10 protein-coding genes and 3 pseudogenes are annotated in these 13,342 nt (G+C 58.4%); 8 read left to right on the top strand and 5 right to left on the bottom strand.

Annotation, left to right across the window (positions count from 1 at the left end):
• Positions 1-87 precede the first annotated feature (87 nt).
• Positions 88-2,073 carry a hypothetical protein gene (locus ACZRJ6_RS21615; RefSeq protein WP_463970014.1) on the bottom strand — a complete coding sequence of 662 codons (1,986 nt, stop codon included), beginning with the start codon at positions 2,071-2,073 and terminating at the stop codon, positions 88-90.
• Between the two features lie 237 nt (positions 2,074-2,310).
• Here ACZRJ6_RS21615 and ACZRJ6_RS21610 point away from each other — a divergent pair, with 237 nt between their 5' ends.
• The 5 genes from ACZRJ6_RS21610 to ACZRJ6_RS21590 all read left to right on the top strand — a co-directional run bounded on the left by ACZRJ6_RS21610 (position 2,311) and on the right by ACZRJ6_RS21590 (position 7,533).
• On the top strand, positions 2,311-3,405 hold the full coding sequence (locus ACZRJ6_RS21610; RefSeq protein ID WP_463970013.1) for a LacI family DNA-binding transcriptional regulator: 1,095 nt from the start codon (positions 2,311-2,313) through the stop codon (positions 3,403-3,405).
• Positions 3,406-3,484: 79 nt separating this feature from the next.
• Positions 3,485-4,267 carry a sugar phosphate isomerase/epimerase family protein gene (locus ACZRJ6_RS21605; protein WP_463970012.1) on the top strand — a complete coding sequence of 261 codons (783 nt, stop codon included), beginning with the start codon at positions 3,485-3,487 and terminating at the stop codon, positions 4,265-4,267.
• The gene (locus tag ACZRJ6_RS21600) at positions 4,260-5,204 is read left to right on the top strand and encodes a sugar kinase (protein WP_463970011.1); all 945 of its coding nucleotides are present in this window, start codon (positions 4,260-4,262) and stop codon (positions 5,202-5,204) included. Before ACZRJ6_RS21605 ends, ACZRJ6_RS21600 begins: the two co-directional genes overlap by 8 nt.
• 56 nt (positions 5,205-5,260) lie before the next feature.
• Positions 5,261-6,565: an MFS transporter gene (locus ACZRJ6_RS21595; protein ID WP_463970010.1), complete on the top strand. Its 1,305-nt coding sequence runs from the start codon at positions 5,261-5,263 to the stop codon at positions 6,563-6,565.
• The gene (locus ACZRJ6_RS21590) at positions 6,565-7,533 is read left to right on the top strand and encodes a 2-hydroxyacid dehydrogenase (RefSeq protein ID WP_463970009.1); all 969 of its coding nucleotides are present in this window, start codon (positions 6,565-6,567) and stop codon (positions 7,531-7,533) included. The genes ACZRJ6_RS21595 and ACZRJ6_RS21590 overlap by 1 nt, the downstream gene beginning before the upstream one ends.
• Before the next feature lie 178 nt (positions 7,534-7,711).
• On the opposite strand, the pseudogene ACZRJ6_RS21585 reads toward ACZRJ6_RS21590, so the two are convergent.
• Positions 7,712-7,816 (bottom strand): annotated as a pseudogene (locus ACZRJ6_RS21585) (outer membrane lipoprotein carrier protein LolA); the annotation flags it as partial.
• 400 nt (positions 7,817-8,216) lie between these two features.
• Positions 8,217-9,842, bottom strand: a complete 1,626-nt coding sequence (locus tag ACZRJ6_RS21580) for a methyl-accepting chemotaxis protein (RefSeq protein ID WP_463970008.1) — start codon at positions 9,840-9,842, stop codon at positions 8,217-8,219.
• Positions 9,843-10,079: 237 nt separating this feature from the next.
• Between ACZRJ6_RS21580 and ACZRJ6_RS21575 the strand changes: the two genes are divergently transcribed.
• Genes ACZRJ6_RS21575 through ACZRJ6_RS21565 form a run of 3 tightly spaced genes read left to right on the top strand, consistent with a single transcriptional unit; the run spans position 10,080 to position 12,552 of the window.
• Positions 10,080-11,507 (top strand): nucleobase:cation symporter-2 family protein, encoded by a 1,428-nt coding sequence (locus tag ACZRJ6_RS21575; protein WP_463970007.1) that lies wholly within the window; start codon positions 10,080-10,082, stop codon positions 11,505-11,507.
• A gap of 12 nt (positions 11,508-11,519) precedes the next feature.
• Positions 11,520-11,984 carry an LEA/WHy family protein gene (locus ACZRJ6_RS21570; RefSeq protein WP_463970006.1) on the top strand — a complete coding sequence of 155 codons (465 nt, stop codon included), beginning with the start codon at positions 11,520-11,522 and terminating at the stop codon, positions 11,982-11,984.
• Positions 11,985-12,003: 19 nt separating this feature from the next.
• Entirely contained in the window at positions 12,004-12,552 is a 549-nt protein-coding gene (locus ACZRJ6_RS21565) for a GNAT family N-acetyltransferase (protein ID WP_463970005.1), read from the top strand.
• A gap of 10 nt (positions 12,553-12,562) precedes the next feature.
• On the opposite strand, the pseudogene ACZRJ6_RS21560 reads toward ACZRJ6_RS21565, so the two are convergent.
• Together ACZRJ6_RS21560 and ACZRJ6_RS21555 are read right to left on the bottom strand one after the other, a co-directional pair.
• A pseudogene (locus tag ACZRJ6_RS21560) lies at positions 12,563-12,899 on the bottom strand (nitrilase-related carbon-nitrogen hydrolase); the annotation flags it as partial.
• Positions 12,877-13,084, bottom strand: a pseudogene (locus tag ACZRJ6_RS21555) (IS630 family transposase); the annotation flags it as partial. The pseudogenes ACZRJ6_RS21560 and ACZRJ6_RS21555, both read right to left, overlap by 23 nt.
• Positions 13,085-13,342: the final 258 nt, after the last annotated feature.

Raw genomic sequence — 13,342 nt, 5'->3', positions numbered from 1 at the left:
TTACAGAAGCCTTCATGGCGATTGGAATTATCACCTATCAAAAAAGCAAGCACGCCTTAACGTGTTACGTACCATGTTTTTTATTTATCAATGGTTACCCGAACAATCACCCTGCACGTTATCGCAAAACCCTTCATCGCCTGGCTGGCAAACTTTTCCGGAGCCGGAAAACTTGCGGTCTATTCTGACGCGGCCTGGCGTTGACTCTCCAACGAGAGCTCCGTTGCGCACTAGTGAATAACCAGAAGTTGCTGAAGCAAAACTGCGCATAGGTTCTATTTTCGTGTCCCAAGGCAGAACCGTTATATATACACCAGCGTTCAGGTGGTCGGCGTCAAGCGGGAGAGAAAATGAAAAGTCCGTGTCGTCAATGGGGTCCTCCCAGTTGTTCTTGGAGTAGCCTTGCCAAATAAATTGAATGATGTCATTTAATTGAAAAATAGGGTCAGGGCGCACCCACCAAATCACACCATGACAAATAGCCGGAATAGAATCACAAGTAAGATAATTGGCCCCGCCATGCAGGCTGTGTTGTATCACGGGGGGATTCAGACGCACCAACGGCTCAACATGAACATTGACCAGCGTGTTCCGAGCATCTTGTTCATTCACACCATTACTGGTGATGTAAAAGACTGGAAGTTGCGGGTGGTTGCCTCCGGCAACAATGACACTGCCGGGCACATCGGTAAATCTGACTGGCTGGTCGAATACATCACCTGGCTGAACGTCATAATGCGCAACCGGCCCTGCGCCGCTCCAATAGAGCTCCAATCGCTCTCCAGCAACAGGGCCGACATATAGCCGCACCCACACCTGCGCGCCCAAGTCGCGATCCCGCAAATCAAGTTCGTTGTGCAATCCGGAGCCTAAACCGAAAACGTCCACTCGTGACAATGTCTGGTTGAGCCTCGCTGGCGCAAGCGCGTGGTCTTGCCCGGCGATCGTCAAGTCAACCCAGAAAAAACCAGACGGTGAAGGAACATCCGGGCGACCAGTGCGTTGAATGGCGTACCTCACTTCCACCAGTTCGCGAACCAAGGGAGTCGGGCCACGCAGAGTGTCCCAGGGTATCAATACCGTAAACGGAAAGCCGGTAATGATCTGCGGTGGAAGCACGTCGCGACCGTCCCAACGCATCACGACACGGTCTCCCGGTGCAAATCCATCGTATTGATTCGGGATGACAGCCGCGACGATCGCCCGCGCATCGTCACGCTTGATGAGAAAATCGTTATAGGCCGGAGGACGTATTTGAGGAGCGGGTAGATTGCTCGGGCCCGCAATCAAACTGACCTGAAAAGACAATGGCGCGCTGAACCCGGAGAAATTGCCGGCGCGATCATAAAGGCGGTATTGCAGGTGAGCCGTACCGTTTGGCAGTGAACGGAAATCGTCCGCAGGTATCCTCAGAACCAGGGGTTCATCAATAAAAGTGAACTCTTGAATACCTTTCTGTATCGCGGGAACTGGTGGGGCATTGTCATCAAGATAGTAGCCAACACGGTCACGCCCGGCTCGACCAATGAAATCAGGGACAAGGACTTCGATAAAGGGATTGTTTGCTAGCACCTCTTCGGTGATGCCTGTCGCCTCGATACCCGGATCAACGAACTGCGCCTTGTCATCCGGGTCTTGAAATCTGGGTGGGTTGTTGTCCACCGTCAACGTAAGGGGAAGCGAGGGAGTAGAGAAACCGGTCTCATCCACAATCGTGAAGTAGATTTGTACTACTGCATCGATCTCCCTCATGTAATCCACTGGCACATACAGTGAATAAGGAAAGTCCGCAGGACTCAGCGGACCGGGAAAAGGCTCAGAGTCAGCCTCAACGTCAATGCCCTGAATTCTCCACCACAGCTTGAGGGTCTCGACCCTGCCCGGTGACGGCCCGGGTATCCATTGGGGAATACGACACTCCAACGGTTGCAATGAGATAGCGAGTGGAATCAACCCTTCGGCATCGGTTGGGTCAACGCCGACGATCTCCGCAAAGTCTCCGTGCATGTTAATCCCTTCGGCCCTGCGAGACAGAACGGTGATGTGGGAGGCAGACGCGTCAGAGCGATACATTTTGGCTTCCTTCCTTCACAAGGTTTGGGAAGAATTAAATGCCTAAATTTCTCCTTTCGATACTGTCAAAACTAACAGGTAAGGCCCGCCACTCGTCGGTTTTGCCCTCCCTGCTTCCACGCTGCCTTGTTCGACAATCGCTTGACGAATTTGCGCGTCTGGTGTTTCCTGAAACCGGTTTCAGTGCTGTGATTCAGTACTGACACCCCATAAATCCAATAAGAAAGGCCCGCCACTGTGACAACCTTTTCCGCCGCCCAGCGCCGCCGTGTAACCATGCTTGACGTGGCCGAGCGCGCCGGTGTGTCCAAAGCCAGCGTATCGCGCTTTATCGGCGATGACCGCACATTGCTGTCCGACGCCATTGCCTTGCGCATCGAACAAGCCATTGATGAGTTGGGCTACCGCCCCAACCAGATGGCCCGTGGCCTGAAACGTGGGCGCACCCGCCTGATCGGCATGCTGGTGGCCGATATCCGCAACCCTTATTCGATTGCCGTGATGCATGGTGTGGAAACTGCCTGCCGCAAGCATGGCTACAGCCTGGTGGTGTGCAACACCGACCGTGATGACGAGCAGGAGCGCCAGCATCTGGCTGCGCTGCGCTCGTACAATATCGAAGGCCTGATCGTGAACACCCTCGGCCATCACCTCGACCAATTGCTGGAGCTGCAGCGGGAAATGCCCCTGGTGCTGGTGGATCGCAAGGTCGAGCCACTGCACAGCGACCTGGTGGGGCTGGATAACCCGATTGCCGTGCGCATGGCTGTCGAACACTTGGAGCAGCAAGGCTATCGTGACCTGCTGCTGGTCAGCGAAGCGGCAGATGGCACCAGCTCACGGGTTGAACGCCTGGACAGCTTCAAGGCCCAGATCAACCAGCGCACAAGCCTGCGCGGCGCCGTGCTGGAAATTGATGCGCACTTGAACAGTCAGCTGCAAAGCTTCCTGATGAATCCTCAAAACGGTCCCAAGGCGCTGTTCTGCGCCAACGGCATTGCCGCCCTGGCCTGCACGCGAGCGCTGCAGGAACTGGGCTGCACTCTGTTCACCGATATCGGCCTGATTGCCCTGGATGACCTGGACTGGTACCCGCTGGTAGGCAGTGGCATCACCGCCCTTGCCCAGCCCACCGAGGCCATTGGTGCCAGTGCGTTTGACTGCCTGCTCAAGCGCTTGCGTGGTGACGATTCGCCGGCGCGAACCCTGGATTTCCTGCCGCAACTGATTGTCCGCGGGTCAACCCGCTCACTCTTCAAAACGCCGCAACTCTCTGTGGGAGCCGGGCTTGCCCGCGATGGCAGTGTATCAGTCACCAAAGAGATCGACTGACAGGACCCTATCGCGGAATGCAGGGCTCCAAAATTTAACTTTTGTCAAAAAATGAAACCGGTTTCAGAGGTCAATAATAATGCACAAATACCCCGTTTCCATCAGCCTCTCCAGCTACGGCGCGGACGTCGTCCGCCAGCGTGGCCAACTGAGTTTTGTCCAGGTGTTGGCGGATGCCGGCGCACAACGTATCGAATGGCGAGAAGAGTTACTGACCACCGAGCAACCGGCCGAGCTGACGCAAACTGCCGCAGACCAAGGTCTGGAATGCGTATTTTCCTCGCCACTGGAGCTTTGGGTCGCCGGCCGCGCGCAGCCCAACGCCGAACTGGCTGCCACTCTCGACCGCGCACAGGCCTTCGGGGCTCGCTGGCTGAAAGTCTCCCTCGGTTATTTCACCGATACCAACGACCTGCAAAGCCTGGCGGCCCTGCTCAACCGTCACCCTGTTCGCTTGCTGGTGGAAAATGACCAGACCCTGCACGGCGGACGTATCGAGCCAATGCAGCGCTTTTTCAACGAGGCCGAACGGCTCGCCGTGCCGGTGAAAATGACCTTTGATATCGGCAACTGGCAATGGCAGGACCAATCGGCCGCCACGGCCGCCCGCCTGTTGGGTCGGCATGTCGATTACCTGCACTGCAAGGCCGTGGCCCGCCGCGCGGATGGCAAGTTGGTAGCACTGCCGCCGGGCGCCGCAGACCTGCATCTATGGGAACAATTGCTGCGCCACATGCCCCAAGGTATTACCCGGGCCGTGGAATTTCCCCTGCAAGGCGAAGACCTGACACAGGTCACCGCCCAACAGGTCGCTGCCCTTACTGTCCTTGGCCAGCCCCGCCTGGAGAACGCTCATGTCTGAGATCGATATTCTGTCGTTTGGTGAAACCATGGCGATGTTTGTCGCCGAGCAAACCGGCGACCTGGCCCAGGTTGGCCAGTTTCACAAACGCATCGCCGGAGCCGACAGCAATGTCGCCATTGGCCTGTCACGCCTGGGTTTCAACGTGGCCTGGCTGAGCCGGGTGGGCGACGACTCCCTTGGGCGTTTCGTGGTGGACACCCTGCAGAACGAAGGCCTGGACTGCAGCCATGTAGCGATTGACCCGCTGCACCCCACGGGCTTTCAGCTCAAATCACGGGAAGACACGGGTGCTGATCCGCAGGTGGAGTATTTCCGCCGTGGTTCGGCGGCTAGTCATTTGTCGGTGGCGGCGATCCGTCCCGAACTCCTGCAAGCGCGTCATCTGCACGCCACCGGTATCCCGCCAGCGCTGTCGGATGCCACCCGAGATCTGTCCCGCCAATTGATGACACAAATGCGCGAGGCCGGGCGCAGCGTCTCGTTCGACCCCAATTTGCGCCCGACCCTGTGGGCCAGTGAGCAGCGCATGATCAGCGAAATCAACGCCCTCGCCTGCCTGGCGGATTGGGTGCTGCCGGGGCTCGGTGAAGGCCGCCTGCTGACCGGTTTCGAAGACCCGGCGGACATCGCCGCGTTCTACCTGGACCAAGGCGTGGAAGCCGTGGTGATCAAGCTGGGGCCTGATGGTGCCTATTACCGCACCCAACTGGACGAAGGATTTGTCGCCGCCGTACCGGTAGCCAAGGTGATCGACACCGTGGGCGCCGGCGATGGCTTTGCCGTGGGCGTGATCAGCGCCCTGCTGGAAAACCTCAGCTTTGCCCAGGCCGTACAGCGCGGCAACTGGATCGGCAGCCGTGCCGTGCAGAGTCGAGGAGATATGGAGGGGTTGCCGATGCGGGCTGACCTGCCCCTTTCACAAAAAGCCGGTTAGTCAAAAACACCCAAGTTACCTGTTGCCACAACTACAACAAGCTCAGGAGCACCCTCATGCAAACGCTGAAACTAGCCACCCGTCGTTGGTGGTACATCATGCCCATCGTCTTTATCACCTACAGCCTGGCGTACCTGGACCGCGCCAACTATGGCTTTGCCGCAGCCTCCGGGATGGCCGAAGACTTGATGATCACCCCCGGCATGTCGTCGCTGCTGGGTGCGCTGTTCTTTCTCGGTTACTTTTTTTTCCAGGTACCAGGGGCGATCTACGCGCAAAAACACAGCGTCAAGAAGCTGATTTTTGTCAGCCTGATCCTCTGGGGTGGCCTAGCGACGCTAACCGGCGTGGTCTCCAACGCCTACATGCTGATCGCCATCCGCTTCATGCTCGGCGTGGTGGAAGCAGCCGTGATGCCGGCGATGCTGGTGTACCTGTGCCATTGGTTTACCCGCGCCGAACGTTCCAGGGCCAATACCTTTCTGATCCTCGGCAACCCGGTGACCATGCTCTGGATGTCGGTGGTGTCGGGCTACCTGGTGCAGCATTACAGCTGGCGCTGGATGTTCATCATCGAAGGCTTGCCGGCGGTGCTCTGGGCGTTTATCTGGTGGCGCCTGGCCGACGACCGCCCGGCCGATGCCAAGTGGCTCAGCGACGCACAGAAAAAAGACCTGGAAACTGCCCTGGCCGCCGAACAGGTGGGGATGAAGGCAGTGAAAAACTACGCCGAGGCCTTCCGCTCGCCGAAGGTGATCATCCTGGCACTGCAATTCTTTTGCTGGAGTATTGGCGTCTACGGCTTTGTGCTGTGGCTACCGTCGATCCTCAAGAGCGGTTTGCAGATGGACATGGTCGAGGCCGGCTGGCTGTCGGCTTTGCCATACCTGGCCGCAGTGATCGCGATGCTGGCTGTGTCCTGGGCGTCGGACAAGCTGCAAAAACGTAAACGTTTTGTCTGGCCGCCGCTGCTGATTGCCTCTATTGCCTTCTATGGCTCGTACGCCCTGGGCGCCGAGCACTTCTGGTGGTCGTACACGCTGCTGGTGATCGCCGGGGCTTGCATGTACGCGCCTTATGGACCGTTTTTCGCCATCGTCCCGGAAATCCTCCCGGCCAACGTTGCCGGCGGCGCCATGGCGCTGATCAACAGCATGGGGGCGCTGGGTTCCTTTGGCGGATCGTATCTGGTGGGTTATCTCAACAGCAGCACCGGCTCCCCTGGCGCCTCGTACCTGCTGATGAGCGGCGCATTGATGCTGTCGGTGATCTTGACGATTTTTCTCAAGCCCGGTGCCAGTGACCGTGAACAGCCTCAGGCGGCTTCTTTGCGCCCCCTCGAATTGAAGGTAAGAACCTGATGAAAAAGCATGTCGTGCTCTACAAAAAACTCTCCGCGCCACTGATGGCCCGCCTGCATGAACAGGCAAACGTCACGCTGATTGAATCACTCGACGAAGGCGGCCTGGCGCAGCTACGCGACGCCTTGCCCAGCGCCCAGGGCCTGCTGGGAGCCAGTCTGCGCCTGGACGCAAAGTTGCTGGACCTGGCGCCACACCTGGAGGCAGTGGCCAGCGTGTCTGTGGGTGTCGACAACTACGACATCAACTATCTGACCCAGCGCGGCATCCTGCTCAGCAATACCCCTGACGTGCTCACCGAAACCACCGCCGACACCGGTTTCGCGCTGATCCTGGCCACCGCCCGACGGGTGGTGGAGCTGGCCAATATGGTCCGCGCCGGCAACTGGAACCAGAACATTGGCCCGCTGCATTTCGGCAGCGACGTGCACGGCAAGACCCTGGGCATCATCGGTATGGGCCGCATCGGCGAAGCCTTGGCCCAGCGTGGGCATTTCGGTTTCGGCATGCCGGTGATCTACCACAGTCACTCGCCAAAACCCTTGGTGGAGCAACGTTTCGGCGCGCAGTACCGCAGCCTGCCGCAGCTGTTGGAACAAGCCGACTTTGTTTGCCTGACGTTGCCGCTGACCGCTGAAACCCGGGGGTTGATTGGTGCTAAAGAGTTCGCACTGATGGGCCCGAAGACAATCTTTATCAACATCTCTCGCGGCAAAGTGGTGGACGAAGCGGCGCTGATCGAAGCCCTGCAACAACGCACGATCCGCGCTGCCGGGCTGGATGTATTCGAGCGCGAACCGTTGAACCACGATTCGCCGCTGCTGCACCTGAACAACGTGGTCGCCACCCCACACATCGGCTCGGCCACCCATGAAACACGGGAGGCAATGGCGCGATGTGCGGTGGACAACCTACTGGCGGCGCTGGCGGGAGAGCGGCCGAAGAATCTGGTTAACGAAGCCGCTTGAAAACACTGACACCAGGCACAATACGTAGTAAATCAAGGAGTTGGGTAGAGTACATATCCGTTGCTGCGGTAACGGCAGCTTAGGGTTACGCCCTTACGGCGTGTCACTTTGCAAAAGCGGCACCCTTGCCGGTTTACCCACTGCGCAACACCTGCGTTCGGCCTCTGGTTTTATGGGCAGGCAGATCAAGAGCCACCCGTTTTTCTGTAGGAGCGAGCTTGCTCGCGAAGAACCTGAGGGCGCCGCGGTGATTCAGGAAGCCAGCGTCATCGTTAACGACCATCGCGAGCAAGCTAGCTCCTACAGGTGGCAGTTGAATCCGCTCTTGCTTCTCACCACTCAGGTCGGCTACCAGGCCGCCGTGCTTTTGATCTTGATCTTGATCTAAGGCGCCCCGTTAACCACGATGGCTGAACGCAGGCATTGATCCGTGGGTAAACCGGCAGGACGCCGGTTTAGCCGCGCTGGGCCAAGGATGGCCCATCGCGGCGGCCCACGGAGCAATGCCGGAGTGAAGGCATGCCGAGCCACAGCGAGGCACCGAGTGGTGGGGCAAGAGCGCTTTGGTTACTTTGCCGCTTTTGCAAAGTGACACGCCGTAAGGGCGTAACCCTAATCCGCCCTAACCAAAATAACGGATATGCCCCCAGCCCACACTCACCCTGCGTACGTTACAGATCAGGTCAGATCACAAACCTTGCAACCATCCCGCTCAAATCCACCGCCAGCCTCGACAGTTCATGACTGGCGGCGCTGGTCTGGTTGGCGCCCGCCGCCGATTGGGTCGCAAGATCGCGAATATTCACCAGGTTGCGGTCCACTTCACGGGAGACCTGGGCCTGTTCTTCCGAAGCGCTGGCGATCACCAGGTTGCGTTCGTTGATCAGGCTAATGGACTGGGTGATCTGCTCCAAAGCCACCCCGGCAGCACGGGCCATTACCAGGGTTTCTTGGGTGCGCTGGTTGCTTTGCTGCATGGACTGCACCGCTTCCCCGGTGCCGTTCTGGATACCGGCGACCATTTTTTCGATTTCCTGGGTCGACTGCGCAGTGCGATGCGCCAGCGCCCGGACTTCATCGGCTACCACGGCAAAGCCGCGTCCTGCTTCACCGGCCCGCGCCGCTTCAATCGCCGCGTTGAGGGCCAGCAGGTTGGTCTGCTCGGCAATTGCGCGGATCACATCCAACACCTTGCCAATATCACGGCCTTGAGTGGCCAGGCCTTCGATCATGACTGAGGTGTTCTGCACGTCCTGGGTCATGGTCTGGATCGCGCCGACGGTTTCCACCACGCGATCACGCCCTTCCCGCGCGGCCTGGTTCGACTGGCTCGACGCCTCGGAGGTGGATACGGCGTTGCGCGCCACTTCTTCCACGGCGGCGGTCATTTCGTTGACCGCAGTGGCGGCCTGGTCAATTTCGTTGTTCTGCTGCTGCAAGCCCTTGGAGGCTTCTTCGGTGACGGCACTGAGTTCTTCGGCAGCGGAGGCCAGTTGCGTGGCAGAGCCCGCAATGTGCTGGATGGTCTGGCGCAGATTGGTCTGCATGGAGGCCAAGGCGCCGAGCAGGCGGGCCGGTTCGTCCTTGCCGTCGACCTCAATGGCTTTGGTCAGGTTGCCAGCGGCGATGGTTTCGGCAACTTCCACTGCTTTGCGCAACGGGGTGACGATGCTACGGGTCAGCAGCCAAGCCAGCAGTATGGTCATCAGCGCCGCCGCAGCCGATACCACGATGATGCCAGTGATGGCGTCCCGATAGCTTTGGCCTGCATCTTCACCAGCCTGCCTTGCGTCGGCGACATTGATGGCAACCAATTTGTTCAACTGCTCGCCCATCTGGTCGGTGCCGTCCTTGATCCTGCCGTTGATCAGGGCGCGCATCTCTTCCACCTTGTTCTGCTGGGACAGTGCCAGCATCTCGGCCTGGGCCTTGAGGTAGTTATCCAGGGTGGTGACGAACGTTTTGTACAGCGCCGCCTCTTCATAACCGGCAGGCATCGCCGCGTAGCCGGTTTGTGCCTGCCTGAGCTTATCCAGCAGCACCCCAATGCGCGTCTGAGCTTCCTGCAACGCGGCGGGCTCGCGATTGACCAATACGCGAAATGACAAGATCCGCAGGCGCAGGACGCTTTCGGTCATGTTGCCGAGAAAGCCGACGCTGGGCAGTTGGTTGGCCCCCATGTCCACCGAAATCTGGCGAATCAGAGTCATGCGGTTGACCGCAAACACCCCCAGGACAATGACAAACAACGCAATGAACGCAAAACCGAGAAAGGCTCGAGGTGCAATATTCAGATTACGCAGGGACATAGGACGACTCTCAGAAGGTGATGGCTGCGCGCATCCTTGCCGCGACACGGCCATCGAGCGTCAACGCGCTACCAATGACCGTTCGGCGCCACTGTTATCATTAGTGTGTGGGCCTAATAAGAGGTATCGGCAGGCTTGAGCTTTTTATGCAGTTAGCGGAGAAATATATTTTCACACTTTTGACAGTTGACGCTTTCTGGCATCCTGCGCCTCCACTTTCTGACCCGAGCCTGAATTTTGTCTGACGCTCAAGCCCCGCGCCCCCGCTATAAATCTGACCTGATCTATGGCCTCGAAGACCGGCCGCACTTCACCGCGGCAATGTTTGCCGCGCTGCAGCATGTGCTAGCCAGTTTTGTCGGCATCATTACTCCGACCCTGATTGTCGGCGGCGTACTGGGCCTGGAAAGCGAGGTACCGTACCTGGTGAGCATGGCGCTGTTCGTTTCGGGGCTGGGCACCTTTGTCCAGGCACGACGCTTCGGCCCGGTGGGTTCCGGGTTGCTGTGTCTGCAAGGCACCAGTTTTTCCTTTATCAGCGTGATCCTCAGCGCCGGCTTCATGGTCAAGGCCCGAGGTGGCGGCACCGATGAAATCCTCTCGACGATCTTTGGTATTTGCTTCTTCGCGGCCTTTATCGAGGTGGTGCTTAGCCAGTTCATCGGCAAGTTGCGCAAACTGATCACCCCGGTGGTCACCGGCACCATCATTACGCTGATGGGCCTGTCGCTGATCAAGGTGGCGGTCACCGACATGGCCGGTGGCTTTGGCGCCAGCGACCTGGGGGCGGCCAGTAATATGGGATTGGCGGCGCTGGTGTTGCTGACCATCGTGGTGCTTAACCGTTTCAATAATCCGTTCCTGCGCCTGGGCTCGATTGTGATCGGCTTGACCCTGGGCTTCGTAGTTGCCTGGTGGATGGGGCGCGTCGACCTGGCAGCGTTGCCCCAACTGCCGCTAATCAGCGTGCCGGTGCCGTTCAAGTACGGCTTTTCCTTCGACTGGGTAGCGTTTATCCCGGTAGCAGTGATCTTCCTGATTTCGCCCCTCGAGGCAGCGGGTGACCTGACCGCCAACTCGATGATTTCCCAACAGCCGGTCAAGGGCCCGCTGTATATCAAGCGCATCAAGTCCGGGCTGTTGGCCGACGGTCTCAACTCGGTGATGGCCGCCACCTTCAACAGCCTGCCAATGGTGACGTTTGCGCAGAACAACGGTGTGATCCAGTTGACCGGCGTGGCCAGCCGCTATGTGGCGTATTTCATTGCCGGCCTTCTGGTAATGCTGGGGCTGTTCCCGATGATTGGCGCGGTGCTGCAATTGATGCCCAAACCGGTGTTGGGCGGCGCGACGCTGATCATGTTCGGCACGGTAGCAGTGGCCGGTATCAAGATCCTCGCCGAGGCCGGTCTGCATCGGCGCAATATGCTGATCGTGGCCATCTCCCTGGGGATGGGCCTGGGCGTCGCGGCAGTGCCAGAAGTGCTGCGCGAACTGCCCAAGGCGCTGCACAACATCTTTGAGTCGCCGATCACCGTCGGAGCGTTCTGCGCTATCTTGCTGAACATCTTCCTGCCCGAGGAGTTCATAACGTTACAAGAAGATGAATTTGATCCGGAGTCGTCGACCCTCAAGGTTATGCAGGATCCGGACGTCACGAAATAGGAGCACCTTGTCATGCGCAACCTCGTTGTCCTGTCCCTGCTGTTGTTTACCCTGAGCGCCTGCACGTTATTCCCCAATCGCGACCCGGTGAACATCAATGTAGTGGGTATCGAGCCGTTGCAAAGTCAGGACCTGGAAGTGCGCTTCGCGGTGAAACTGCGGGTACAGAACCCCAACGAAACCGCCATCGACTACAACGGCGTGGCCCTGGACCTGGAGGTCAATGGCCGGCCGCTGGCAGCTGGGGTCAGTGATCAGCAGGGTTCCATCCCACGCTTTTCCGAGACCGTCCTGACCGTGCCGGTGAGTGTTTCAGCGTTTTCTGTGTTACGTCAGACCTTGGGCCTGAGCCAGACCCAGAGTTTGAACAACCTGCCCTACGTCTTGCGGGGCAAGCTGGCGGGCGGGCTGTTCGGGACCATGCGCTTTGTCGATCGCGGCACCCTCGACCTGCCGAACGCGGCCGCTACCTGGTAAACAAGGAGGTCACCACTGCATGGACGTACTACCGACGCTGTACACCGAACGCTTGATCCTCAAACCCCTGACCCTGGACGATGCCGAGGGTATCCAGCAGCAGTTTCCTCACTGGGAAGTGGTGCGCTACCTCAACGCCATGGTGCCCTGGCCCTACCCGGCCGATGGTGCTCGAACCTACCTGGAAAAAGTCGCCCTGCCCGCTATCGCTGTGGGTCGCGAATGGCATTGGTCGATCCGTCTTAAAACCGCACCTGAGCAGTTGATTGGCAACGTCAGCCTGATGGATGAGGTCGACAACAACCGTGGTTTTTGGTTGGGCCCGCACTGGCAAGGTCAGGGTTTGATGGCCGAGGCCAGTGCAGCAGTGACCGAGTATTGGTTCGACGTGCTCAAGCGCCCGCTGATGCGGGTGCCCAAGGCCGCGCCTAACCTGGCGTCGCGGCGGCTTTCCGAGCGCACCGGCATGCGCTTGATCAGAAGCGACGAAGGCAGATTCGTCGAAGGTAACTTTCCTCGGGATATCTGGGAAATGACCCGTGAGGAATGGCTGCTTAGTCAGCGATAAAACGCACACCCGTGCTGCCACTGCGCTTGATCACCCCCACTACCAGGCTGGCATCGGTGCGATGCCGAGAGTCCAGCCAGCACTTGGGTTTCGCTGCCAGGCACATTGATGGCGTTAGCGAAGTAGCGGGCAAAGGCTTCGCGACCTTCAGGCAGCCGATAGCCCAGTTGCGCACCAAAACCTTCGCCCTTGGGGTAGCCACCAAGCAAGGCTTCGGGCATGACCACCAGTTGCGCGCCGCTGCGTTTGATTTCGTCCTCGTAGGAGAGGATCTGTTCCAGGGTTTCGCCCTTGCCGCCGGGCAAGGAGCCGATCTGCAGCGCAGCAACAATTGAAAACGCTTGCACCAGCGGGTGACTGAAACAACGGAGAGACCGGTCAACTGGGCAATATCGTTACGCGAACAACCTCAAGCGGCCAGTAAAATCACCGTCGTCCGACGACCGTCGCGCTGACTGATCGTGGCGGATCTTATACGCCGACTCAGTTCTATTTGTTCGTCTTCACTGAGCATGATGTCCTGAGAGTTCATATGATCACTACAAACACTGACTGACCACAGAAGCATAGCTCAGGTTAGAAACTTGTTTCGAATACAGGACACTAGAATCAGTTACTCGCAGTGGCCATTAGCATTAATACAAAAGTAGTCTCTGCTTATGTAACAAAGTGTATTGCAAGGCTCGCTGACGCCTCCAAGTGCCTGTAAAGGTTGAGCAATAGGCAGCTCCGCAAACATTAAAGTCGCGAGAAGGAGCCTGAAAGCTGGCGCCAAGCGTATAAAAATGGC

It is taken from the genome of Pseudomonas sp. C321 (assembly GCF_055407105.1).
Note: the sequence above shows the minus strand (reverse complement) of the source record. Positions and strands in the feature narration are given on the sequence as shown.

Bases quoted from the DNA above. Each gene is read 5' to 3' on its own strand.
- ACZRJ6_RS21615 (WP_463970014.1), bottom strand. From the start codon at position 2,073: ATGTATCGCTCTGACGCGTCTGCCTCCCACATCACCGTTCTGTCTCGC.
- ACZRJ6_RS21605 (WP_463970012.1), top strand. From the start codon at position 3,485: ATGCACAAATACCCCGTTTCCATCAGCCTCTCCAGCTACGGCGCGGAC.
- ACZRJ6_RS21600 (WP_463970011.1), top strand. From the start codon at position 4,260: ATGTCTGAGATCGATATTCTGTCGTTTGGTGAAACCATGGCGATGTTT.
- ACZRJ6_RS21595 (WP_463970010.1), top strand. From the start codon at position 5,261: ATGCAAACGCTGAAACTAGCCACCCGTCGTTGGTGGTACATCATGCCC.
- ACZRJ6_RS21590 (WP_463970009.1), top strand. From the start codon at position 6,565: ATGAAAAAGCATGTCGTGCTCTACAAAAAACTCTCCGCGCCACTGATG.
- ACZRJ6_RS21580 (WP_463970008.1), bottom strand. From the start codon at position 9,842: ATGTCCCTGCGTAATCTGAATATTGCACCTCGAGCCTTTCTCGGTTTT.
- ACZRJ6_RS21570 (WP_463970006.1), top strand. From the start codon at position 11,520: ATGCGCAACCTCGTTGTCCTGTCCCTGCTGTTGTTTACCCTGAGCGCC.
- ACZRJ6_RS21565 (WP_463970005.1), top strand. From the start codon at position 12,004: ATGGACGTACTACCGACGCTGTACACCGAACGCTTGATCCTCAAACCC.